Consider the following 23,116-nt stretch of genomic DNA (forward strand, 5'->3'; position numbering starts at 1 on the left):
CTGATCTTCTCGTCGTTTTCATGGTGTCGCGATGCTTTGTTGCGTGCCCAAGGGAAGCGCTGCGTCTGCCTGATGGCAATAAACTCTCTCCTTTTTACGTGATAACCGCTGCGCTGCTCTTGATAACCACGCAGATGATCCGCCAAGACAACACCGATCGCGCTCAGCGTTGTGGAAATAAGATGGCGACTCATTGACCGCTTTAGGTGTGGGTATCACCGGTTTGTTTTTCTTTTGTCGTGCAAAGAAAATCGAAAACAAGGGTTTATTTACCCTCAATCCGGCGGAAGAGAAAAAGCATAATAGCGGCTGAAATGAGACTTATTTTTTAAAGAATAAAAAGGGGATTTCTATAGAGGACTCATCGCGGGAAAAGCGTTATTTCTGTTATTTGGGGATTTAGAGAAGAGGCTATTTCGGGACATGTTTTGGTTAAAAATTAGTGCCTGTTTTTTATATTAAAATCCTGACTAATTTCATCAGGTATTGTTTGTTTATTGTTCTTTCATTGTCTTTGTAATTAGTTTTTTAATTAAAAACATTTAGTTAGCTGTCGGCGGTCTTGTTGTGCGGTATGACGTACTTTGAAATCCATCTTTAATGGAATAATTTATTGATTTTAGTGGGGTTGATAGGGCTTCATTGCCTGATTTTCCCTATCTTGCCGATTTTTGATTTGCGACAACATGGCCTCGATAAAAATGATTACTTTAGTTTCATAATGGCGGTGTTATTATATCGCGACACCAGGTTGCCGTATGGGTAATCAAACTGGCACGGCAAAACTTAATGATTCAGGAGCTTCAGATAATGAAAACGCCTCGCACTATAACTTCTCCTAAAAAATTCTTTATCGGCAACGGTATTCTTAATCAGCTCCATGATTTCGTAAAAGATTTCGGGGATAACGCATTAATCGTCTGTGATGAATTCATTCTGCAGAAAGTTAAAGATGATGCTGTCCCGCCCCTGTTGGAAAAAGGGATGAAATGTACCGCTGAGAAATTTAATTACGAATGTACTGATGTTGAAATCAATCGCCTGGGCGACATCGTCAACAGCCAGAAAGCGAATGTTATTGTCGGCGTCGGCGGCGGTAAAACGCTGGACGTATCTAAAGCCGTGGCTTTCTATCAGAAACTGCCTGTCATCCTGTTCCCGACCATTGCGTCTACCGATGCGCCTTGCACCGCGCTATCCGTTATCTACAAAGAAAACGGCGAATTCGACCGCTACCTGTTCCTGCCTCAGAACCCGGATGCGGTGATTGCGGATACCGCTATCATTGCTTCCGCGCCGGTTCGTTTCTTTGCGGCAGGCGTGGGTGATGCACTGGCGACCTATTTTGAAGCGCGCGCCTGCTATCAGGCGGACGGCATCAACCTGGTTCTGAAAAAACCGTCAAGAACGGGGCTGGAGCTGGCAAAACTGTGTTATCAGCTGCTGAGTGAAAACGTTGAATCCGCCATGGATGCCATCAAAAACAAGGTCGCAACGCCCGCGCTGGAACAGGCGATCGAAGCGACAATTTATCTGAGCGGCGTCGGCGCAGAATCCGGTGGTCTGGCGGCGGCCCATGCGGTGAACAACGGGATGTCCGTCGTTCCCGATTTGCACAGAGCCCAGCACGGTGAAAAAGTGGTATTTGGCCTGCTGACGCAGCTGGTGCTGGAAAACGCGCCGGTCGCTGAGTTTGATGAAGTGATTCGTATCATCAAAACGGCTGGCCTGCCGTTGACGCTGGAAGATATGGGACTCAAAACGTTTGTCGAAGCCGAATGGCGTAAAGTGGCGGAAATCGCCTGCCACAAAGACGACACCATGGGCAACATGCCGATGGAAGTCACGGCAGAGGATGTTTACAACGCGATGGTTGCGGCTAACAGCCTGGCTGAGCGTTACAAAGCGAAAGCCTAACGTTACCCCGCGATGTTTCATGCCGACCCGCCTGTCGGGTTGGCATGTCCCTGCTTTCCTTTTCATGCGGCGTTCTGCCGTAGCCGCTCAACGTCTTTTCTTACCGACAGTACGTATTCACGTATGATTTCTCATCGTTAATAAACTACTTCGTCATCTTGCTATGGTTGATCATGATTGAGTATGAATTAATCCCCGACAGGGCTGAAGTCAGGCGAAGTTCTCATTCTCTATTATACTGTCTTCGGTCATAAAACTGAGGCGCAGCAGACGCTGTGAATAGAGCAGAGATGGAATATTATTGCTTCGTATTAATCAAGTTCATTATTGGTTTTACTATTGTCATCACGCACCTGAATGTTTCAGGTAAAACACAGTTATCGCAAATGACGCCGGTGGACTTCATCGGTAACTTCGTGCTCGGGGGAATTATCGGCGGGGTCATTTATAGCGACAGCATCCCACTCTATCAATACATCATTGTATTATTTATCGGCGTAGGACTTATTTCATTGCTGAATTTCATCAGCAAGCATTTTCATCTGTTTCGTTCTATCGCTATTGGCGATCCTTTGCCGATCGTCAAAAAAGGCCGTTTTCTGATGGAAAACATCCTGCGACAGAAGAACAAAATCGATATCCTCAATGTTGCCTCACAGCTCCATTCGCAGGGGATTCGTTCATTTCAACAAATCACCTACGCTCAGATCGAGCCCAGCGGCCAGCTGACGGTCGTCTGCGAAGACAACGAAATGCCGTCGGTGATTGTCATGAAAGACGGCGAAATCAGACGGCGAGAGTTGGAACAAATTGAAAAAGATGAGGATTGGCTGGCAAAACAGCTCAGCAAGCATGAACTCCAAGAAGACGACATCTTTATCGCCGAGTTTTGGGACGGAAATCTGATGTTTATCCTGCGGGATGGTTCGGTAATCAAATAGCGTTTGCGCGCAATCCGGCGGATAGAGCCAGTTTCTTTTAGCGGCGCAATGAGGCATTGATGCCGCTAACGCTCTGTCTTAATTCTTATTTCCCCCCTTTTCCGGGGCCATCAACCTGTGTTGGCGGCCCCGGTTTTCGTGTTGTCCGAAAGACCTTTACGTAAAGATGGCTACTCAGTGGGGCCTTAAAACGTTAAAATATGCTCAGCTGAATATACTGCTATTGATTTCATTGGTTTTTTACATACATTTTTTATTTTTAGGAATTTTATCATGCAACAGCTACCCAATTGCCCAAAATGCCAATCTGAATACACCTGGCAGGACAACGACATGCTGAACTGTCCTGAGTGTGGGCATGTTTGGTCAATGGCGGGCGAGGCCGCGGAGCAGGAAGAAGGACTGGTCGTTCGCGATGCTAATGGCAACCTGCTGGCCGATGGCGACACGGTCACCGTGATCAAGGATCTGAAAGTGAAGGGCAGCTCTACGCCGCTGAAAATCGGCACGCGCGTGAAAGGGATCCGCCTGGTGGAAGGCGACCATAATATCGACTGCAAAATCGACGGTTTTGGCGCCATGAAGCTGAAATCCGAGTTCGTGAAGAAAAACTAATTGCCGCGCCTTCGCTTCCTGAAATAACGTTATCGATTTCAGGAAGCGTCTCTTCTTATTTATTCCACGTATCATCTTCCCGTCATTTTATTATGACTTCAGCCTTCCATTTTTTATTCAATGAACGTGATGTTTCATTTCGTTCCTATTCGCTTCTCGAAAATGGAAAAGGCATGGCGCTGCGCTTTTATTTCGCTATTCCATCATAAATCGTTTATTTCGCGACGCCATGCCAGCGATGACGAGGCGTTATTCATGGATGCCCATAAGCCAACGGTCGTCGACCTTCAGGCTTCACCGTCTTCCTGCTCGATGACGCTATCAGCGTCACTTCATTAACGCTGCTCACGAGGACGTCACACCCAGCGGGAGATGCTCCACGCGATTTTTCCCCTGATGCTTGGCGTGGTACAGCGCGGTATCCGCCGAGCCATACAAGGTATCGAAATGCGTCAGCGGCGGCGCCCAGCTGATGCCGAAGCTGGCGGTGACGACATCAGTTGGGAGAGGCTCCAGCGGCCGCTGATTCAGGCTCAGATGAATCTGCCGGGCGATATCCAGCGTTTGCGCCAGCGAGTAATCCTCCAACAGTATCGTGAACTCTTCACCGCCCACACGGCCGATGCTGCCTTGCCCGCGCAGCACATGGCGTATCCGGGCGATCAACGCACAGATGACCGCGTCGCCCGCCGGATGGCCGTAGGTGTCGTTGACGCGTTTGAAGTGGTCGATATCCAGCACAATCAGCCCGGCTGGCGCTTGTTCCAGCGTGTGTTCGATTAAATCGATGATGGCGCTGCGGTTGAAGACATCGGTCAACGGATCGTGGGTGGCTCTGTATTCCAGCTCAACTGCCAGCGAATGAAGCTGGTTGTTGAGCTGAGTCAGCTCCCGTTCGGCGCGATCGCTGCGGCTGATGAGTCGGTGAGTCTCCCTGACCAGTCGCTGGTAGTGCTCGGTCAGTATCTGGAGACTCTCCCGATAGACCTCCGGCGGTAGCGCTTGCTGATCCGCTATCGTCCGCGCTGAGAGCAGAATGTCGTACTCCGGCGTAAACAGTTCATAGTGGCTCATGACGTTACTCCAGGTGATGACGCTGAAAGTCCAACGTCGGAAAGTCCATGTTGAGATCCTGTCCAAACATTTTCGCAATGTCGTCATCCGGATGGTGATACCCGTGAAGCGCCACAGGGATGTGTCGTGCCGCTGCCTGAGCAATCGCTCGGCTCCCAGACCAGACACCAGTCGGCGAGGGTGGCGGACATCGCTTGCCGGGAGGTGCTCAGTGCGCAGGGGACATCAAGACAAAAAAAGTGGCGAGTCGAAATGGCGAACGAGCCCATAGCGTATTATCTTTATGCGGGTAGTCGTTTGTAAAAAATAACAATGGTGCGTGACGGAATCATGACATTCGTTTTCAACGGGGATATCGCGCAAGGGTGAAATAGTGGCAAGTGCCATGAATTCCCTATTTTTATTCTTTTTTAGTCTTAACCAAAAAATACATTAGCCGATATATTTTAGGGAACAGACTTTTTTGACTTTGACCTCAGCCGTCCCCGATCGATGAACGCCTTTCATTACAGGGCAATCGCTGAGCCTGTTTTCTCTAGTGTTTGATATTCGCCACCAGGAGCCTATTTGCATTTCCAATAATCGCTGTCGGGATGACGGCATTTGAACGCTATTTCAATGTATTGGTGTTTGTTATTACGATAACTCGTAATTTTTACGGTATGACGGCATTAATTGAAATATAACAAGGAGACGTATCGTGGCTATATCTGGTATTGAGACACACAGTCAAAATATAAAGCCCTATTATCCCCTCGTGACATCAATTAGCGTGGCGAATAAGAGCGGCTCATCCACCGCGGATAGCACAAGCGGCTTTCCGTTGAACAATAGCCAGTCGGGGGCGAGCTTTAGCGACGTTGCCACGCAGGCGTTCACCACGGGCACCGTGAGCGCATCGGATTCAACTCAATCGACCGACGAGCGGCTGGAGGAGTTGGAGACTCAATTGCAGTCTCGCGAAGCCCAGCAGGCGAAGGACGACAGAGAAGAGGTGCAGTCCGAGTCGCTGGAACGTTCTCTGCAAATGATGAATGGGATCCCCATGTACGGCGGCACGTTGGTGTCGATGATCAGTTACCCCGACGGCAGTTGGGAGGCGCACGACGCCTTTTCCGGCGAGCCGGTCACCACCGAGGAACTCGTCAAAATGGGGCAAGACAGCAGCAGTGCGGACAGCGATATGTTCAGCTTTTACAGCAAAGGAATATATAAAGGCCTCTCCGCCGCCGAAATTTACGAAAAGATACAGCAAATGATGGGGGCTGGCTCGGAAGAGATGGCCTGGGGGATGATAGGTTCTTCTGAGGTTTCCTCGACAAACTCATAACAATGCTTGCGTTGTTTTCCGAGTTTGCTGCGGGTGTCGCACGTTTTTGGATAAAGCCCATTCCGGTTAATCAGGCGTTGTTTCTGACGTATGGACTTTCGCACCGGATTCGCTTTACTGCGTATCAAACAGCGACCGGAATATCTGCATTTATCGTTTTGATGATGTGCCCTGTTTCGTATGTCGTTAGCCACCGACAAATCTTCATGTTACGCACCTTGTTGTTATCGGCGGACCGCACTTTTCGGTCCGCCTATTTTTACGTTATGGCCCGGGTGAACCCCCTTATCGCCAGCCTTCCGCATCACACTTTCTGCGCCATTCATCTTTTAAAAACAAAAACGAACAAAAACGGCGCCTGCCCCCGGAAGTCCGACGACTTCAACGCGCTTATTCGGGTATCCTTGCGCTGAATAAGTTGCCTGACCGCCTTATTCGCCCCCGGTGTATTCGACGTTTTTCCCATTTTCACTCTTCGATACCGAATCTTCCTGTGATGGACTCGGTGAAAAACCGGATCTAAATGTTTCAAAAAAAATAATTACTTAAAGTGACTCTTGCCAGTAACTTCAATAAGTTAAGCCATGTTTTTTCATCACCGACCGAGGGTCGAGCGGCAGTGTTTGCCGGAAAAAGGCGATGTCTGCCGACAATGTGACCCTGGTGATGGCGTTAAGTGAAAAACAGAGCGCAGAGAAGCGCAAATCACGACAGTTAATCAAAAGGATCCGTTTTCATGAGTCGTAACACTCACAAGCAGCCCCCGCCTTTCCATGCCGAACACATCGGCAGTTTCGTTCGCTCGTCACGGCTACGGCAAGCGCGCCAGGATTGGGAGCTGGGGCGGCTTTCTCGCGACGCACTGACCTACATCGAAAACACAGAAATACAGCATGCGATAGATCAGCAGAAAGCCTGCGGGTTGCGTGTTCTGACTGACGGTGAACTGAGGCGCGCTTGCTGGCAGACCGATTTCTTCGAACATCTTTCGGGAATCCAACGACTCCCCGAACCGTCCGGCGGGCGAAAGAAGGGCGAGATCGGCATTGAGATCGTGGGAGAGATTGAATTTGAAGCCTCTCACCCGTTCCTGGCGCATTTTCGCTTTCTGCATCAGGCCATTGGTGGCGAATCCGAACTGCTGGCCAAGCAGACGCTACCGAGCCCGACCATGCTGCTGCATCCCTCTCTGCGTGATAACGGCTGTTATCCGTCGATTGAGGCCTACGCTAGCGCGTTGTCCCACGCCTATCGACAGGCGATACGGGCATTTTATGAGGCGGGCTGCCGCTATTTGCAGCTGGACGACATGATGTGGGCTTATCTCTCCGACCACGCCGTCATTGCGCATGAGCAGGGGATGGGGAACGACCCGCAGTATCTGCTGGATCTGTGCATTCGTACGCTGAATCAGGCGTTAGTGGACAAACCGGAAGACATGTCTATTAGTCTGCATCTGTGCCGGGGCGAGTTTTCCGGTCAGTGGCGCTATGGCGATGGCCTCAATGCCATTGCTTATGCGATGGCGCACGCGCAGGTGGATTGCCTGATGGTGGAATATGACGACCACCGCCCGGCGGAACTGGAGTTGCTTCGTCACGTTACCCATCAGAGGGTCGTGCTTGGGATTGTAAACAGTCGGCAGGCCGAGTTGGAAGACCCGTCGCTGGTCATGATGGCTATCAACACGGCATCCCTGTATATGCCGCTGCGCAGGCTGGCGCTGAGTCCGACCTGCGGTTTCGCTTCACAAAATGGGGATGACGTGTTGAGCGAAACGGAGCAGTGGGCCAAGCTCAGGCACGTCGTCGACATCGCAAAAGCCGCCTGGCTGATCCCGGATTAAGTCCCAGGATCCGTGAGCCGGTTGGTGAAAAAGGCGGTGCTAATCGCAGCCGCCTTTAATAACTGATTGATATCGTTTTGCCGCTAACTACACTGGCTGCATCCAACTTCTCATCATGCGGGATCCCATGGAGCTGATTCACCTTGTTTACCGGCAATATCGCTGGCCTTTTTTCGCCGTCATTCTGCTGAGTCTGGCCAGCGCGGCGCTGGGAATCGGCCTGATCGCGTTCATCAATCAGCGGCTCATTGCCACCACGCATTCAGACCTCTGGGTGCTGCCGCAGTTTCTGGGCTTACTTCTGTTTCTGATGTTGGTCACGTTGGGGGCCCAGCTGGCGTTGACGCTGTTAGGGCACCACTTTGTGAGCCGCATGCGCGGACAGCTCATCAAACGTATTCTGGATACGGGCGTGGAACGCATTACCCGCATTGGCCATGCTCAGTTGCTCGCCAGCCTCTCTAACGATATCCGCAGTATCACTATTGCTTTTGTTCGACTGCCGGAGCTGGTGCAAGGCGTCGTCCTGACCGTCGGCGCAGCCGGTTATCTGGCGTGGCTGTCACCGCGGATGATGTTGTTCACTACGCTGTGGGTGACGATCACGATTTGGGGCGGATATTGGCTGGTCTCGCGCGTTTACCGCCATTTCAACCGCGTGAGGGAAATGGAGGATAGCCTGCATGAAGACTATGAGCGGGTCATTTCGGGGTGCAAGGAGCTGGGACTGAATCGGGACCGCGCTCAGCGGCTGTACGAAGAGGATTATCAGCAGCATGCCAACGAATATCAGCACCATATTGTGCGGGCTGACTCCTATCATCTCAGCGCCATCAACTGGTCGAATATTATGATGCTGGGCACGATTGGCGCGGCGTTTTTTATGGCGAATGGTCTGGGCTGGGCGGACAACACGGTGGCCGCGACCTATTCGCTGACGCTGCTATTCCTGCGCACGCCGCTGTTGCAGGCGGTCGGCGCGTTGCCGACGCTGCTCAGCGCACAGGTGGCGTTTGATAAACTGCGTCGACTCAAGCTAAATCCTTATCAAGAAGGGTTTCCGGCGTTCGCGGCCCCGTCGCACTGGCAATGTATCGAACTACGCGACGTCTGCTTCCGCTATGGGCAATCCGGCTTTGATATTGGTCCGATCAACGTGCGTATTCAACGTGGCGAGCAGGTGTTTATCATCGGCGGCAACGGCAGCGGCAAGTCCACGCTGGCGATGCTGCTGACCGGGCTTTACACGCCGGTCAGTGGACAGATTCTATTGGATGGCAATCGGGTATCGCTGCCGAATTATCAGGCGCTGTTCTCCGCCGTCTTTACCGATTGTCACCTGTTTGACCGCCTGATGGGACCGCAAGGCGAAGCGCCGCCCGCGAGGCTGATCGAACGCTGGGTAGAGCGTCTCAATATGCAGCACAAACTGAAGCTGAACGGGACCCAAATCGAAAATCTGTCGTTGTCTCAGGGGCAGCGTAAGCGGGTCGCGTTGCTACTGGCGCTGGCGGAGCAGCGAGAAATCCTGCTGTTGGATGAATGGGCCGCCGATCAGGATCCCCAGTTCCGACGCGTGTTTTATCAGGTGCTGTTACCGTACCTGATGGCCGAAGGCAAAACGGTCATCGCGATCAGCCATGACGATTATTACTTTGGTCAGGCGGATCGTTTACTGGAGATGCGCGCCGGTCTACTGGTTGAGCTGACCGGGCAAGCTCGCGCCGACGCCAGCCGCGATGCCGTCGCGAGGATCAACCGTCCCGAAGAGGGCGAGGCGGGCTGACAAGCCGCTTTCCCCTCGCCACTTTCTTGCGTTGACGCCCGTGTCATCGCCGCGTTGCGGCGGTTCGATATTCTTATTCCCTCGCTTTGCTTGTATGATTCAACTCTTGGTATGACCGAAGACGGCTGATGTGATGGCCGTCGACTCAGAGCCTATTCTCTGCGGGCGATGTCAGCGGTCATTCGGGCCTGGCCGTGCTTGAAACCTTTTCGCACTCTCGTGTGCGCGCCGGTTTCACTGCGCTGGTGGCGTCCAAATGGGCGGCGGCAATAACGCCTTGTGGGATAGGTTCTATGATTAATTAAGGACTCGTCGTTACATGACACGACCGATTTTTATGGTTGGCGCCAGAGGGTGTGGCAAGACTACCGTGGGCGGGGAACTGGCGCGCGCGCTCGGCTATCAGTTCGTTGATACCGATATTTTCATGCAGGAAACCAGCCAGCTGACGGTGGCTGATGTTGTCGCACAGGAAGGCTGGCCCGGTTTTCGTCGTCGCGAGAGCGCGGCGCTTCAGGCGGTAACGCAGCCTGAGAGCGTCATTGCCACCGGCGGCGGCATCGTCCTGCTGGACGAAAATCGCCGCTTTATGCAAGAGCAGGGAAGAGTCATCTACCTGCATGCGCCGGCAGGGTTACTGGCCCAACGGTTGGTTGCCGATCCTCAGGCCGAGCAACGGCCCACGCTCACGGGACGCCCGATTGCGGCGGAAATGGCGGCGGTACTGGCTGAACGCGAGGCGTTCTATCAGTCTGTCGCGCACCACGTCATTGATGCGACACAGACGCCCGAGTCCATCGTGGCGGACGTATTGCAGGCGCTCAGACTGGCGGCGGCTTGAATCCGCATCGCGGGCGACAGCCGGTACGGTCTTTTTCCCTATGATTTTTTATAACATGATGACTGTTCGATAAGAGGATGTTTGTATGCTGCAGGTGAACGAGTATTTCTCAGGAAAAGTAAAATCGATCGGCTTTGATAACAGCGCCGATAGCCGCGCGAGCGTAGGGGTTATGGCGGAAGGCGAGTACACCTTCGGGACAGGTCAGGCCGAAGAAATGACGGTCATCAGCGGCGCGTTGAACGTGCTTCTGCCGGGGACGGTGGAGTGGCAGCTGTTCTCCGCAGGAGAAACGTTCTCCGTCCCGGGGAAGAGCGAGTTTAATCTGCAGGTTGCCGAACCTACGGCTTATCTGTGCAAATATCTCTAATTTACATCGTCTGAAAGGCGGGCACCGTCAGAAAAGGTGCTCGCTGTCCCGCGGTTGAGGTATCAGGCCGTACGGTATTTCCCCTGTTGTTGCTTCTCTTCTCCTGCCGCCAGGAGGTATTTCTTTTTCTCTACACGTTGTTATTGAGGGAATGACATTCCGTCTATTCACGCGCTGATGCGTTATTCTTCGTATAATTAAATTCATTAACGGACGTCGTAAATTTATTTATGCATCATATATAAATCTGTGATTGTCTATTTTTAAGCGGCGCATTATCGGCAGGATAAATAAAAACTTTATGTGCTTATTTGAAATATAAAAATTGCCTATGGCACAAGGTGTTCTATTTTTATTGATGGATCGCGCAGCTACGCCATTCCTGATTTCTGATGCTATTTTCTTATATTAAAAAAAGGACATAACGCTGTGAATAAATTGCCTCCCGTTGTATTTTGCTGAGAGGCCCCGCAGCGGCGCGGGAGAGAAGGGTGCTAAACAGGAGGGGGACGCAAAACGCTGGCCGAGTCTATAAAGAAAAGAAAGCCTCTGCATTTGATTGAGGAAATTATATTGGATATTCAAATCCTTATTACGAATGGTTGACTATTATGCTCAAGACTACACGCGCTCGTATTTTGGCTGTATGTACCGCAATTATCGTATTTTCTCTGATGATTAATACCTTCCTGAATTACCAGGTAGCAGGGAAATATAACGACAAATCTATTAATAATATGCTGTCCGCCGTCACGGAAAGCCATAGTTTGGCTATCGGCGACTGGGTGGAATCTAAAAAACAGATGATGGCTTCGTTGTACGACGTCGCCGCGGGTAGCGACGATCCCGTGCCGATTTTCCGACAGATTACCCATTCGGGCGACTTCATCAACGTGTACATGGGCTACGCCAACGGAACGGCGAAGTTCGTCGAGACAGGCGGTATCCCTGCAGACTATAACCCGACGGTGAGGCCGTGGTATCAGCAGGCGGTCAAGGCAGGAAAACCGCTGGTGACCGCTCCCTACGTGGACATGGTCACGAATACCATCGTGGTCTCGTTTGTGGCGCCAGTGGTTGATAACGGCACCCTCAAAGGCGTGGTAGGCAGCGATATGGCGATGAAGAACGTCATTGCCAACGTCAACGCCATTCATCCTACGACCGAGAGTTACGGTCTGCTCATTCAGGCCGACGGCACCATCATCGCTCACCCCAACCCCGAGCTGACGATGAAGCCGCTGAAGGATATCGCGCCGGATATTGCCTTGGATCGCGTGTTGTCCGCCAAAACCCCTGTCGAGGTCACCCTCTCCGGCGTCAGCAAGCTGGTGTTGGCTAAGCCTGTCGCGGGGACGGACTGGTATGTGCTGGTGGCGTTGGATAAGGCGCAGGCCACGGCGGGGATGCACTCGCTGCTCCTGACATCGGTGATTACGCTGGTGGTCATTGCGCTGCTGGGATCGTTGATCGTGGGCCTGATGGTGAATTCGTCTCTGAGACGTCTGTTGCAGGTGCGTGATGCTATGGACGACATCAGCAATGGGACGAATGACCTGACCCGTCGCTTGCCGGATGACGGTCATGACGAAGTGGCGCAAATCGCCCGCTCGTTCAACACGTTCGTCGACAAACTCAGCATGATTATGCTGCAAATTCGCGACGTGAGCGCCTCGCTACAGATGGCGGCCAACGAAATCTCTGCGGGCAATAACGACTTGTCCTCTCGAACCGAGGCGTCTGCGGCGAGCCTGCAGCAAACGGCGTCGGCGCTGGAACAGATTTCGGCGACGGTCACTCAGTCGGCGGGATCGGCGCAGCATGTGAATGAGCGCTCACTGATACTGGCGAAAGACGCCCGCAGCGGCGGCAAAGTGGTCTCGGACGTGATTGTGACCATGGATGATATCGTGGTGGCCTCCGGTAAAATCGGCGACATCATCGGCGTGATCGACGGCATTGCGTTCCAGACCAACATTCTGGCGCTCAACGCCGCGGTCGAGGCCGCGCGAGCCGGTGAGCAGGGGCGAGGATTTGCGGTTGTTGCAGGAGAGGTGCGAGCGCTTGCTCAGCGTAGCGCCCAGGCGGCAAAAGAGATCAAGGAGCTGATCGAATCGACGGTACGCAGCGTAGGCGCAGGTTCGAAACAGGTGCGCCAGGCCAGCAGCACCATGAATGAAATCGTTGGCGGCGTGTCGACGGTGACCACGGTAATGTCAGAGATCACCCATGCATCGGAAGAGCAGATGCGCGGGATTCAGGAGATCAACAAGGCGATGGCGCAGCTGGACTCGATGGTGCAGCAGAATGCGGCGTTGGTTCAGGAATCTGCCGCCGCGTTTGCTTCGCTGCAATCGCAAACCGAGGAGCTGAATTCGGCGGTCGGACACTTCAAACTGTAATCGTCATTCCCCCGCCTTTCGGCGGGGGAGTGTTGACGAAGAAGCGGAGGGCATTAACGCGGAGCTTCTCCGCCCAGCGCTTCGATCAGGTTAGCGATGAGCGCCGCCAGTTCAGCGGTCATCAGAATGAAATCCGCATCGAATTTCTGCGCGAAATCTTCACGGTCGATATCGTCATTCTGTTCCCGCAGCTCGTCGGAGAATTTCAGGCGTTTCAGCGACCCATCGTCGCACAGCATCAACTGAACGCGTTCCTGCCAATCCAAAGCCAGCTTGGTCACCAGCTTTTGCGCTTCGATATGCGCGGCAATTTCGTCGCTGACCAAGTCTTGCTTCTTACAGCGAATCACGCCGCCGTCTTCCAGAATAGCCTTCAACTCGGCTTCGTCCTGCAACGCAAAGCCCTGCGGCGTTGTGCCGGAGCGGACCCATTCGGTCATCGTCAGCTCGATAGGGCTTTCCATCGTCAACGGCACCACGGGCAGAGAACCGAGCGTTTTGCGCAGCAGCGCCAGCGTATCTTCCGCTTTTTTGGCGCTGGCGGCATCGACCATAATCAGGCCGTTGACCGTATCAATCCACAGCCAAACCTGGCTGAAGCGGCTGAATGCGCGCGGCAGTAAGCTGTGCAGCACTTCATCCTTGAGGGCGTCTTTCTCAGTTTTTTTCAGTTTGCGATGCTGTTCGTTTTCCAGCTTATCGATTTTGGCTTCCAGCGCTTGCTTGATGACCGGCGACGGCAGGATCTTTTCCTCTTTGCGGGCGCAGATCAGAATTTGGCCGTTAACTTCATGCGTCAAGGCATCGCTGTGGGAACCCATCGGCGTCACCCAACCGCTTTTGGTCATATCCTGACTGCCGCACGGCGTGAAGGAGAATGAGGCCAGCTGCTTTTCCATCTCATCCGCGGACAAACGGACGTCGCGGCTGAGGCGATAAATCATTAAATTTTTAAACCACAGCATTCTGTTATTCCAGGCTGATGCGCAAAAAGAAGACGCGCGCAGGATTAATGTCAGCGCGCATGATAACGACTGAGGCGGGCGACGTTAAGATAAAAACGAGGTTGTCGTCGCCCGCCGGGTGGGTGTGGGAGTGATGCAGGGATTATTTGACCGCGTACTGACTGTCCAACTGACTGATTCCCAGCCCATTGCGTTTTTTCACGCGGATTTGCACCTGAATACGTTCTTTCATTGCTTCGACATGGCTGATGACGCCGATGGATTTCCCCGTCGCGTTGAGGTTGTCGAGCACGTCCAGCGCGGAGTCCAGCGTGTCTCCATCCAGCGACCCGAAGCCTTCGTCGAGGAACAGCGAGTCGATGCGGGTCTTGTTGCTCACCAGATCGGAAAGCGCCAGCGCCAGCGACAGGCTGACCAGGAAACTTTCGCCGCCGGAGAGCGTGCGGGTATCTCGCGTGGCGTCCGCCTGCCAGGTGTCGACCACCTGCAGTTCCAGCGTATCGGAGGCTTTACGCTGAAGCAGGTAGCGTCCGTGCAAGCGCGACAGCTGGCGGTTGGCCAAATACACCAGATGATCCAGCGTCAGCCCCTGTGCAAATCGTCTGAATTTGTCCCCTTTTTGAGATCCGATCAGCTGATTCAGCTGCGCCCAGTCTTCGCACTGCTGTCTGCGCCGCGCAACCTCTTCCAGCAAGGTGCGCTGTTTGTCCTGCAACTGCTGGTCGCTTTGCAGCTGTTGACGGATCTCGCCCTGTTGCTGCGCGCCGTTTTTCAGCAGGTTGCCGATCTCGACGAGCATTTGCAGCACGTCGGCATAGACCAGGTCTTCCGGTAGCGATGCCGGTCTGGCCGCCTGATGCTGGGTCAGTTTTTCTTCCGCCTGCGCGTGGAGCGCATCGGCCTGCTGCTGACGTTGATTGAATCGTTCTTTCAGCGCCGTGAGCTGCTCGCGCGCCTCCTCGCTCAACAGCGCGCGCACGAAGTCGTTTTCATCATTGAACGGGCTGGCCTGCAACGCGTCGGTAAAGCGGCTGGCCGCTTCCGTCAGCGTATTTTCGGTGCGCTGCAACTGCTGTTCCAGCGACTGTTTCTCGCCGGACATCCGACTGAGCTGCGACTGAGCCGACTGCCATTTCTCTTGCGCCAGTCGGAGGTCGCGTTCGTCATCCTGCGCCTGTTGACGCAGTTGCGCCTGAACATCTTTGACGCTCTGATTGCCCAATAGATTCCAGCGCGTCTGCTGCGCCGTTTCCAGCGATTGCAGCGTCGCTTTCAGTTGCTGCTGCAAGGCAGCGAGTGATGCCTCCGTTTCTTTCAGACGCTGCTGCGTATGTTCGGTGTCGGCGCTCAGCGCAGAGAGCTTGGGTTCACAGACGTGCTGTTCGTGTTCGTTCTCCTGCCAGCGCTGCCATTCGCGCCGACGGAGGTTCAGCCACTCTTCTTGCTGGGCATCGGCGGGCGCGACGAGATGGAACTCGGCCAGTTTATGGCTCAGCGCGTCGTGCAGACGCACCCGCTCTTTCTCGGTTTTTTCCTGTGCCTGCTGTAATTCCTCACGGGACTGGGTCAACGTTTCTTGCTGCTGCGCATTCAGCGCCAGCTGCTGTTCAGTTTGCTGCAGCGACTGCTGCGCGGAGGTCAGTAAATCCTTACTATCCTGAATCTGTCGTCGAATGTGTTCGCGCTCGGCAAGCTGAGACTGCAACGCTTTCTCCTGCTCGTCGCACTGTTCCTGCCAGCGAGTCAGCGCTTCCGGCTGATTCAGGTCAAAATCGATATGCAAGCGCTCACTGACATTTTGGCACTCCCGACGCAGGACGGCGATTTCATCGTTCACCTGATTCAGCCGCAGATGCTGCTGCTGTCGTTGCTGCTGTAACAGGTGCAACTGGGTGGTGGTCTGCACCACCTTCGCCTGCAGCGCGTCGACCTCCTGACGCAGCGTATGCAGCCGCAATTGGGTTTCGGACGGACGCAGCGATTGGTAGCGCTCGATGGCCGGGTGGTGCGTGGAGCCGCAGAGAGGGCACTCTTTGCCGGGCTGCAGCTGTTTACGCTCGCTTTCCAGATTGGCGATGCGCTGCTCCAGTTCGTGCCGTTTATCGAGATCGTCGAGGTGGCCGACGCGTTGTTGATGCTCACGACGCTGCTGCTCCTGTTCCCGCTCCAACTGCTGGATGCGGTGGTGATCGTCCAGAAGCTGTGACTCCAGAAGCGTATGCTGGCTCAGCAGACGTTGCAGGACGGTCGCACGGGTGGCGAACTGCTGACGGTCCTGACGTTGAGCCGCCAGATCGCTTAACTGCTGACGCAGGGCGTCCGTCGACAGAGAGGCTTCACGCTCCTGAATACGTTGTTGCAGCTGTTCGTAATTTTGCCGGGCGCCTTCCGTCGTCGTCCGCTGCGCCTGTTCTTTTTCTGTCAGCGTCGCGCGCTGCTGCTGGAAATAATCGGCGCGGACCTGCTGCTCGGCGGTCTTGGTGTGCTGGGATTTCAGCTCCTGTCGCAGCGCTTGCAACTGGGGAAACTGAGCTTCCCATAACGGAATGTGGCTGCCCCAATACTGATAAACGCTGTATTGCTGTCTGAATTCGGCGATCTGGGCCAGCCGCGTCTGAACGTGCTCGCGCTCCTGACGCAGTTTGGACTGGTTTTCGATCAGATCTTTTTGCAGCTGCTTCTGCTGGTCCTGAGACTTCTGCTGCTGGTCGCGTTGTTCCCGCAGCGTGGCGATACGCTGGTCCAGCGGCAGGACCTGCTCGCCGATCAGCGTTTCTTGACGCTGGCGTTCTTCGACGTGCTGTTGCTGACGCGTAGCGGCGTTTTCTTTCTGCGTTTGCAGTTGCGCCAGCGTGCTCTGCTGTTGCGTCATTTGCAGATCGAGTTTGGCGAGAAGATTCGCCAGATGCGTCTTTTCCTGCACATAACGTTGGCGTTCGCTGTAGATCGGGCGCAGCTTTTCTGCAGGAATGCTAGCGTCCAGACGCTCCAGTTGGGGCTTTGCCTGGACTCTGTCTAATTGCAGCGATCGTTGTTTCTCCTGGCTTGATGCGAGCGCCCGCTGATGTTCTTGCAGCGTTTCAAACCAGCGCTGATGGGCGGTGATGTCATCGCGATGACGTGCGTTGTCCCGCTCCTGCTGCTGTAGCTCGCTGAGCTGCTGTTCAAGTTCCGCACGCCGTTCGCTGCTCAGGCATTCAATGCCGCCAGCCTGCGCCTGTAGCTGTTCGAGCGCGCTTTGCGCCGCTTTATGCTGCTCGAAAACGCGCTCTGAGATCCGCCCGTAGATGTCCGTTCCGGTCAACTCTTCCAGCAATTCGGCGCGCGCATTGGCGTCGGCATTGAGGAAGGCGGCGAACTGTCCCTGAGACAGCATCATGGACTTGGTGAAACGGTCAAAATCCAGACCGGTAATCTGCGCGATGGTCGACAGCTTGTCGTTGACTTTGTCGGTGATGATTTTGCCGTCCGCGCAGTACGCCAGCTCGACTTTTGGCGCCTGTAGATTGCCGTCCGGCGCATTGCGCGCGCGGCGCTGGCTCCAGAATGCGCGATAGGCGGTGCCTTTCACCTCAAACTCGACTTCGGCAAGGCATTCCGCGGTGTGGCGAGTCATCAGTTCGTTGTTGCTGGGGGTGACTTTCAGGCGCGGGGTCTGGTGGTAGAGCGCCAGGCAAATGGCGTCCAGCAGCGTGGTCTTGCCCGCGCCGGTGGGACCGGTAATGGCGAACAGACCATTGCTGATAAATGGCTCGCGGGTGAAATCGATTTTCCATTCGCCCTGCAACGAGTTGAGGTTTTTCAGCCGTAGACTCAAAATCTTCATGCTTTTGCCTCCTGGCTATCGTCTTCCACTTCTTGCAGCACCTGAGTGAACAGCGTACGCAAACGCTGCTGCTGAGGCTCCTCCAAATCCGGTTCCAGCGCCAACCGCCTCTCGAAAACTTCGCCGGGCAGCAGCTCGTCCAGCGTCTCTTTCTCTTGCTGGACCAGCATTTGCAGATGTTGTTCGCGCGCGCGGCGTAACAGTACCACTTCTACATTCAAGTCGTCCGTCAGATTTTGAATATGCTGCTGGATATCGCTCAGGTAGTCCTGCGTGGCGATTTCAATATCCAGCCAAACCGGTTTCTCACCGTCGTATTCACGAAAACCGGCCAGCCGGCGCTCGATCTCGGGCAGACTGCCTTTGACCAACTGCATTGGCTGAGTCGTGGGGATCGTCAGGGGAGTGACATCTTCCAGTTTGTCCTGTTCGAAATGTACCAGATACACCGATTTTTCGTGATTCAGCTCGTCAAAGCTCAGCGGGATGGGCGAACCGCTGTAGCGAATATGTTCCGTCTGAGCGATGCGCTGAGGGCGGTGGATGTGGCCGAGTGCAATGTAGTCCGCCGGCGGAAACGACTGAGCGGGAAAGGCATCTAACGTCCCAATATAGATATCCCGCACGGAATCGGTGGTGGTAACGCCCACGGTGGTTAAGTGTCCGGTGGCGATAATCGGCAGCGTAAGGCCCATTGCTTCGCGGCGGCGCACGGCAAGTTGATAGCTGCGCTGATAGTGGTCGGCAATCGCTTCCTGCAACGCCAGCTGTTTGTCTGCGCCCGACTGCCCGGCCTGGCTGGTAAGCACGTCGCGCGGCCGCAGGAACGGGATCGCGCACAGCAGAGCGCCGGGCTCGCCCTCGCGGGTATTCAGGACGATGACCTGCTCTTCAATATCGCCTTCGCAGCTCGCGATGACTTGGGTGTTCAGGCAAGAGAGCAGCAGTCGCGACTCGTTAAGCGTAGCGACGGAATCATGATTGCCGCCCAGAATAACCAGCTGACAGCCGGTCTCATGCAGCTCGACGACGAAGCGGTTATACATTTCCCGGGCGTAGCTCGGTGGCGTGCCGTTATCGAAAATGTCGCCGGCCACGACGACGGCATCGACGTGATGCTGCTCCACCTGCTCAATCAGCCAGCGCAGAAACGCCTGATGTTCCGCGGCCCGGCTCTTGGTGTAGAAGTACTGTCCAAGATGCCAGTCGGAGGTATGGATAATTTGCATGGGGCGTCCTGTTGAGGCGTCGGGGTTGGCTGAGTGTTACGATTATCGGCGATTATAGACAGACAGTTTAGGGCTGTCTCAGGGAATATCCGCCCCGATGCGGTCAGTTAATCGGGGATGTCAGGGGAAGCGCGTTATCATAAATCTGTCATAAAACTGACGCATAATCCCCACCGCACGCCAATAGCGACGATTAACGGCAGGATTAACGATGGCAAGACGCATTTTGGTAGTAGAAGATGAAGCGCCTATCCGTGAGATGGTGTGTTTCGTTCTGGAACAGAACGGTTATCAGCCCGTAGAAGCCGAAGATTACGATAGCGCGGTCAATCGACTGTCGGAACCTTATCCCGAATTAGTATTGTTGGATTGGATGCTTCCCGGCGGTTCCGGTTTGCAGTTCATCAAACACATGAAGCGTGAAACGCTGACCCGCGATATTCCCGTCATGATGCTGACCGCGCGCGGTGAAGAGGAAGACCGGGTCAAAGGTCTGGAAGTCGGCGCGGACGACTACATCACCAAACCCTTCTCCCCCAAAGAGCTGGTGGCTCGTATCAAGGCGGTCATGCGCCGAATCTCCCCGATGGCCGTCGAAGAAGTGATCGAAATGCGCGGCCTCAGTCTGGATCCTTCGTCCCATCGCGTTACCACCGAAGATCGGGCGCTGGATATGGGGCCCACCGAATTCAAGCTGTTGCATTTCTTTATGACCCACCCGGAACGGGTATATAGTCGGGAACAATTGCTGAACCATGTCTGGGGCACTAATGTCTATGTTGAAGATCGCACTGTCGATGTTCATATTCGCCGCCTGCGTAAAGCGCTGGAAACCAGCGGGCACGACAAAATGGTGCAGACAGTACGGGGAACCGGTTACCGATTCTCGACGCGCTACTGATCCCGGTCGTTGTGGAGACAACCTCACGTGTTAGAACGCTTATCCTGGAAAAGGCTGGCGGCGGAGTTGGCGATTTTCTGCCTACCTGCGCTGCTGCTGGGACTGATCTACGGTTACCTGTCGTGGTTCTTGCTGGTGGCGGTGCTGTCCGCGCTGTGCTGGAACTACTATAACCAGCTGCGCCTTTCTCACTGGCTTTGGATCGACCGCAGCATGACGCCGCCTCCCGGCCGCGGCAGTTGGGAGCCGCTGCTTTACGGTCTGTATCAAATGCAGCTGCGCAGCCGCCGTCGTCGACGCGAGCTGGCGGTGCTGATCAAACGCTTTCGCAGCGGAGCGGAGTCGCTCCCTGACGCTATCGTCATCACGACGGAAGAGGGCGGGATCATCTGGTGCAACCGACTGGCTCAACATCTGCTGGGGCTGCGCTGGCCCGACGACAGCGGACAGAATGTGCTTAACCTCCTGCGTTACCCTGAATTTTCCCGCTATATGCAGTCTCAGGTGTTTGATCGCCCGCTCACGCTTCAGCTTAATAACGGCCACCACGTCGAGTTTCGATTAATGCCTTATTCCGAAGGCCAAACGATGATGGTGGTGCGCGACGTCACGCTGATGCATCAGTTGGAAGGCGCTCGCCGTAACTTCTTCGCCAATGTGAGCCACGAGCTGCGTACGCCGCTGACCGTGCTGCAAGGGTATCTTGAGATGATGCATGACGGGCCGATGGACGGACCGCCGCAGGCGAAGGCGCTCAATACCATGCAAGAGCAGACGCGGCGCATGGATGGTCTGGTGAAACAGCTGCTAACGCTCTCCCGAATTGAAGCGGCGGCGGCCATCAACCTCAATGAAAAGGTCGACATTCCGCTGATGTTGCGGGTGTTGCAGCGCGAGGCACAGACCCTGAGTCAGGGGAGGCACGAGATTGTTTTTCGCGTTAACGAACAGCTGATAGTGTTTGGGAATGAAGAACAGTTGCGCAGCGCCGTCTCCAATCTGGTCTATAACGCCATCAACCATACGCCGGAAGGGACTCGCATTGAGGTCACCTGGCAACAGACGTCGCAGGGCGCGCAGTTCCAGGTCAGCGATAATGGTCCGGGAATCGCGCCGGAGCATTTGCCCCGGCTGACGGAACGTTTTTACCGCGTTGACAAGGCGCGTTCGCGCCAGACGGGCGGTAGCGGTCTGGGGTTGGCTATTGTCAAACACGCGCTTAGCCATCACGATACCCGACTGGAAATCCTCAGCGATCTGGGGGCTGGTTCCCGGTTTTTGTTTACGCTGCCCAACCGCCTGATTGTGACATCGCCTTCTTCTCAGCCCCACTCGGCGCCCTCTCCGTTGTAACTCTGCGGGTCGTCGGTAAAGCGATGACTTGCAAAAAGCGCTTCCTTGCTCCTTTTACTCCATGCAACGCTGTTACGCGGAATGAAAACTATTCTATTGTCGAATGACGCGATTCATGTCAGGATGAGGTCATTATAGCCGTCTGGATGTCTATTTTAATCGTGATATTCCACGCTCTCTCATTAACCCTGTCTGCTGCGGTCAGCCGCCGCCAGCAGCGACTCAGGAGTCAAACATGACACAACCTAAACCTCCGTTCCGTGCAGATGTCGTAGGCAGCCTGCTGCGCCCGGCAGCGATCAAGCAGGCGCGCCAGCAATGGCAGGCAGGTGAGATCGAGGCGACGCAGCTACGCGAAGTGGAAGATCGCGAAATTCTGCATGCCGTTGAGCGTCAGAAAGCCGTGGGATTACAGGTCGTTACCGACGGAGAATTCCGCCGGTCGTGGTGGCACTTCGACTTTTTCGAAGGGCTGGAAGGGGTTGAGGGCTATGAAGCCGATCACGGTATCCAGTTCAATGGTATTCAGACCAAATCCCGTAGCATCAAAGTCACCGGAAAGGTCAGATTCAACCCGCGCCACCCGATGCTGGACGATTTTCGCTATCTGAACAGCATTGCGGGAGACGTCTCAGCCAAAATGACGATCCCAAGCCCCAGCGTATTGCACTTCCGGGGCGGCCGCGACGCGATCGACAGCACTGTTTATCCGACGTTAGACGCCTATTTTGACGACCTGGCTCAGACCTGGCACGACGCTATCCAGGCATTTTACAAGGCGGGATGCCGCTATCTGCAGCTGGATGACACCGTATGGTCGTATCTCTGTTCCGAAGACCAGAAGCGCCAGATCCGCGAACGCGGGGAAGATCCTGACGTTCTCGCCAGCACCTATGCGCGCGTGCTGAATCAGGCGCTGGCCAACAAACCGGCCGATTTGGTGATTGGTCTGCACGTGTGTCGGGGCAATTTCCGTTCCACCTGGATTGCAGAAGGCGGCTATGAACCTGTCGCCAGTATTCTGTTTGGTGAAGTGAATGTGGATGAATTTTTTCTGGAATACGACACGGAGCGGGCTGGCGGCTTTGAACCGCTGCGCTTTATTCGTCCGGGTCATCAGCAGGTGGTGCTGGGATTGATCACCACTAAAACCGGCGAGCTGGAGACGGTGGCTGACGTGGAGCATCGGATTGCTGAAGCGGCGCAGTACGTTGCGTTGGATCAGCTATGCCTGAGCCCGCAGTGCGGTTTTGCTTCTACCGAAGAGGGGAATACCCTGTCTGAAGACGAGCAGTGGGATAAGCTGAAACGCGTCGTGGAGATTGCGAAACGAGTGTGGTGACGTCCTATACCCTCTGCTTTTATAACGCCGATATTGGATATCGGCGTTTTTTATATCAATAAGTTTTGATTATGACTATGTTTCGCGCAGGGCGGCATGAAAGTGCCATATTATTGCTCTGGAAGGGGATAGAATGCACAAATCATGTGTTAGCCTATAAAGAAAAACTAATCACATTCACTGGATATTACAAATAATTCAGTTCGATATTCTGCTTTTATATTCTCGCCTTGTATTTTTTCGCTATAAACGGTTTACTTAGCCACCACAAACGCTGTGTGGAAAATAACCATTCCTATACTTCTGCGCACCATCCGAAATCAAGAGCGGATTCATACCGGCGACGACCCCGTTCCGGTCTCTTTTCAGTACGTTTTA

Annotated in this window: 17 protein-coding genes; 13 read left to right on the forward strand and 4 right to left on the reverse strand. The window is 54.3% G+C overall.

Annotation, left to right across the window (positions count from 1 at the left end; genetic code table 11):
• The first annotated feature begins 810 nt into the window (after window positions 1-810).
• The 3 genes from CKQ53_RS09505 to CKQ53_RS09515 all read left to right on the forward strand — a co-directional run bounded on the left by CKQ53_RS09505 (window position 811) and on the right by CKQ53_RS09515 (window position 3,473).
• Window positions 811-1,917 (forward strand): glycerol dehydrogenase, encoded by a 1,107-nt coding sequence (locus CKQ53_RS09505; protein WP_085652749.1) that lies wholly within the window; start codon window positions 811-813, stop codon window positions 1,915-1,917.
• 290 nt (window positions 1,918-2,207) lie between these two features.
• The gene (locus tag CKQ53_RS09510) at window positions 2,208-2,858 is read left to right on the forward strand and encodes a DUF421 domain-containing protein (protein ID WP_094118549.1); all 651 of its coding nucleotides are present in this window, start codon (window positions 2,208-2,210) and stop codon (window positions 2,856-2,858) included.
• Window positions 2,859-3,131: 273 nt separating this feature from the next.
• Window positions 3,132-3,473 (forward strand): zinc ribbon domain-containing protein YjdM, encoded by a 342-nt coding sequence (locus CKQ53_RS09515; protein WP_026738787.1) that lies wholly within the window; start codon window positions 3,132-3,134, stop codon window positions 3,471-3,473.
• Between the two features lie 345 nt (window positions 3,474-3,818).
• Here the strand turns inward: CKQ53_RS09515 and CKQ53_RS09520 are convergent, their stop codons facing one another.
• Window positions 3,819-4,547, reverse strand: a complete 729-nt coding sequence (locus tag CKQ53_RS09520; protein WP_094118547.1) for a GGDEF domain-containing protein — start codon at window positions 4,545-4,547, stop codon at window positions 3,819-3,821.
• A 772-nt stretch (window positions 4,548-5,319) separates the two neighbouring features.
• Here CKQ53_RS09520 and CKQ53_RS09530 point away from each other — a divergent pair.
• The 7 genes from CKQ53_RS09530 (at window position 5,320) to CKQ53_RS09560 (ending at window position 13,122) form a co-directional block, all read left to right on the forward strand.
• Window positions 5,320-5,877: a hypothetical protein gene (locus CKQ53_RS09530; RefSeq protein ID WP_139824055.1), complete on the forward strand. Its 558-nt coding sequence runs from the start codon at window positions 5,320-5,322 to the stop codon at window positions 5,875-5,877.
• Window positions 5,878-5,879: 2 nt separating this feature from the next.
• Window positions 5,880-6,290 (forward strand): hypothetical protein, encoded by a 411-nt coding sequence (locus tag CKQ53_RS09535; RefSeq protein ID WP_118894935.1) that lies wholly within the window; start codon window positions 5,880-5,882, stop codon window positions 6,288-6,290.
• A 323-nt stretch (window positions 6,291-6,613) separates the two neighbouring features.
• On the forward strand, window positions 6,614-7,723 hold the full coding sequence (locus tag CKQ53_RS09540; RefSeq protein WP_118894937.1) for a 5-methyltetrahydropteroyltriglutamate--homocysteine S-methyltransferase: 1,110 nt from the start codon (window positions 6,614-6,616) through the stop codon (window positions 7,721-7,723).
• Between the two features lie 127 nt (window positions 7,724-7,850).
• Window positions 7,851-9,509, forward strand: a complete 1,659-nt coding sequence (locus CKQ53_RS09545) for a multidrug ABC transporter permease/ATP-binding protein (protein ID WP_094118545.1) — start codon at window positions 7,851-7,853, stop codon at window positions 9,507-9,509.
• 319 nt (window positions 9,510-9,828) lie between these two features.
• Window positions 9,829-10,350, forward strand: a complete 522-nt coding sequence (gene aroL, locus CKQ53_RS09550) for a shikimate kinase AroL (protein ID WP_085652743.1) — start codon at window positions 9,829-9,831, stop codon at window positions 10,348-10,350.
• Window positions 10,351-10,435: 85 nt separating this feature from the next.
• The gene (gene ppnP, locus CKQ53_RS09555) at window positions 10,436-10,720 is read left to right on the forward strand and encodes a pyrimidine/purine nucleoside phosphorylase (protein ID WP_094118544.1); all 285 of its coding nucleotides are present in this window, start codon (window positions 10,436-10,438) and stop codon (window positions 10,718-10,720) included.
• A gap of 611 nt (window positions 10,721-11,331) precedes the next feature.
• The gene (locus CKQ53_RS09560) at window positions 11,332-13,122 is read left to right on the forward strand and encodes a methyl-accepting chemotaxis protein (RefSeq protein ID WP_118894939.1); all 1,791 of its coding nucleotides are present in this window, start codon (window positions 11,332-11,334) and stop codon (window positions 13,120-13,122) included.
• A gap of 53 nt (window positions 13,123-13,175) precedes the next feature.
• Here CKQ53_RS09560 and rdgC read toward each other — a convergent pair whose 3' ends face one another.
• From rdgC to sbcD, 3 genes are all read right to left on the reverse strand, one after another.
• Window positions 13,176-14,087: a recombination-associated protein RdgC gene (gene rdgC / locus CKQ53_RS09565; RefSeq protein WP_094118543.1), complete on the reverse strand. Its 912-nt coding sequence runs from the start codon at window positions 14,085-14,087 to the stop codon at window positions 13,176-13,178.
• 142 nt (window positions 14,088-14,229) lie between these two features.
• Entirely contained in the window at window positions 14,230-17,913 is a 3,684-nt protein-coding gene (locus CKQ53_RS09570; RefSeq protein WP_094118542.1) for an AAA family ATPase, read from the reverse strand.
• Window positions 17,910-19,142, reverse strand: a complete 1,233-nt coding sequence (sbcD, locus tag CKQ53_RS09575) for an exonuclease subunit SbcD (protein ID WP_094118541.1) — start codon at window positions 19,140-19,142, stop codon at window positions 17,910-17,912. The genes CKQ53_RS09570 and sbcD overlap by 4 nt, the downstream gene beginning before the upstream one ends.
• Window positions 19,143-19,353: 211 nt before the next feature.
• Here sbcD and phoB point away from each other — a divergent pair, with 211 nt between their 5' ends.
• The 3 genes from phoB to CKQ53_RS09590 all read left to right on the forward strand — a co-directional run bounded on the left by phoB (window position 19,354) and on the right by CKQ53_RS09590 (window position 22,738).
• Window positions 19,354-20,043 carry a phosphate response regulator transcription factor PhoB gene (gene phoB, locus CKQ53_RS09580; RefSeq protein WP_094118540.1) on the forward strand — a complete coding sequence of 230 codons (690 nt, stop codon included), beginning with the start codon at window positions 19,354-19,356 and terminating at the stop codon, window positions 20,041-20,043.
• A 27-nt stretch (window positions 20,044-20,070) separates the two neighbouring features.
• Complete coding sequence (phoR, locus tag CKQ53_RS09585) at window positions 20,071-21,396, forward strand: phosphate regulon sensor histidine kinase PhoR (RefSeq protein WP_094118539.1); 1,326 nt, start codon at window positions 20,071-20,073, stop codon at window positions 21,394-21,396.
• A gap of 235 nt (window positions 21,397-21,631) precedes the next feature.
• Complete coding sequence (locus CKQ53_RS09590; protein ID WP_094118538.1) at window positions 21,632-22,738, forward strand: cobalamin-independent methionine synthase II family protein; 1,107 nt, start codon at window positions 21,632-21,634, stop codon at window positions 22,736-22,738.
• The last annotated feature ends 378 nt before the right edge of the window (window positions 22,739-23,116 follow it).

The sequence above is a fragment of the Lonsdalea britannica genome, from assembly GCF_003515985.1.
GTDB lineage: Bacteria > Pseudomonadota > Gammaproteobacteria > Enterobacterales > Enterobacteriaceae > Lonsdalea > Lonsdalea britannica.

Excerpts from the sequence above, each read along its gene's own strand:
- phoB (WP_094118540.1), top strand. The coding sequence starts at position 19,354 with ATGGCAAGACGCATTTTGGTAGTAGAAGATGAAGCGCCTATCCGTGAG.
- CKQ53_RS09510 (WP_094118549.1), top strand. The coding sequence starts at position 2,208 with ATGGAATATTATTGCTTCGTATTAATCAAGTTCATTATTGGTTTTACT.
- ppnP (WP_094118544.1), top strand. The coding sequence starts at position 10,436 with ATGCTGCAGGTGAACGAGTATTTCTCAGGAAAAGTAAAATCGATCGGC.
- aroL (WP_085652743.1), top strand. The coding sequence starts at position 9,829 with ATGACACGACCGATTTTTATGGTTGGCGCCAGAGGGTGTGGCAAGACT.
- CKQ53_RS09520 (WP_094118547.1), bottom strand. The coding sequence starts at position 4,547 with ATGAGCCACTATGAACTGTTTACGCCGGAGTACGACATTCTGCTCTCA.
- CKQ53_RS09505 (WP_085652749.1), top strand. The coding sequence starts at position 811 with ATGAAAACGCCTCGCACTATAACTTCTCCTAAAAAATTCTTTATCGGC.
- CKQ53_RS09590 (WP_094118538.1), top strand. The coding sequence starts at position 21,632 with ATGACACAACCTAAACCTCCGTTCCGTGCAGATGTCGTAGGCAGCCTG.
- CKQ53_RS09535 (WP_118894935.1), top strand. The coding sequence starts at position 5,880 with ATGCTTGCGTTGTTTTCCGAGTTTGCTGCGGGTGTCGCACGTTTTTGG.
- CKQ53_RS09570 (WP_094118542.1), bottom strand. The coding sequence starts at position 17,913 with ATGAAGATTTTGAGTCTACGGCTGAAAAACCTCAACTCGTTGCAGGGC.
- rdgC (WP_094118543.1), bottom strand. The coding sequence starts at position 14,087 with ATGCTGTGGTTTAAAAATTTAATGATTTATCGCCTCAGCCGCGACGTC.
- CKQ53_RS09515 (WP_026738787.1), top strand. The coding sequence starts at position 3,132 with ATGCAACAGCTACCCAATTGCCCAAAATGCCAATCTGAATACACCTGG.
- CKQ53_RS09545 (WP_094118545.1), top strand. The coding sequence starts at position 7,851 with ATGGAGCTGATTCACCTTGTTTACCGGCAATATCGCTGGCCTTTTTTC.
- CKQ53_RS09560 (WP_118894939.1), top strand. The coding sequence starts at position 11,332 with ATGCTCAAGACTACACGCGCTCGTATTTTGGCTGTATGTACCGCAATT.
- CKQ53_RS09540 (WP_118894937.1), top strand. The coding sequence starts at position 6,614 with ATGAGTCGTAACACTCACAAGCAGCCCCCGCCTTTCCATGCCGAACAC.
- sbcD (WP_094118541.1), bottom strand. The coding sequence starts at position 19,142 with ATGCAAATTATCCATACCTCCGACTGGCATCTTGGACAGTACTTCTAC.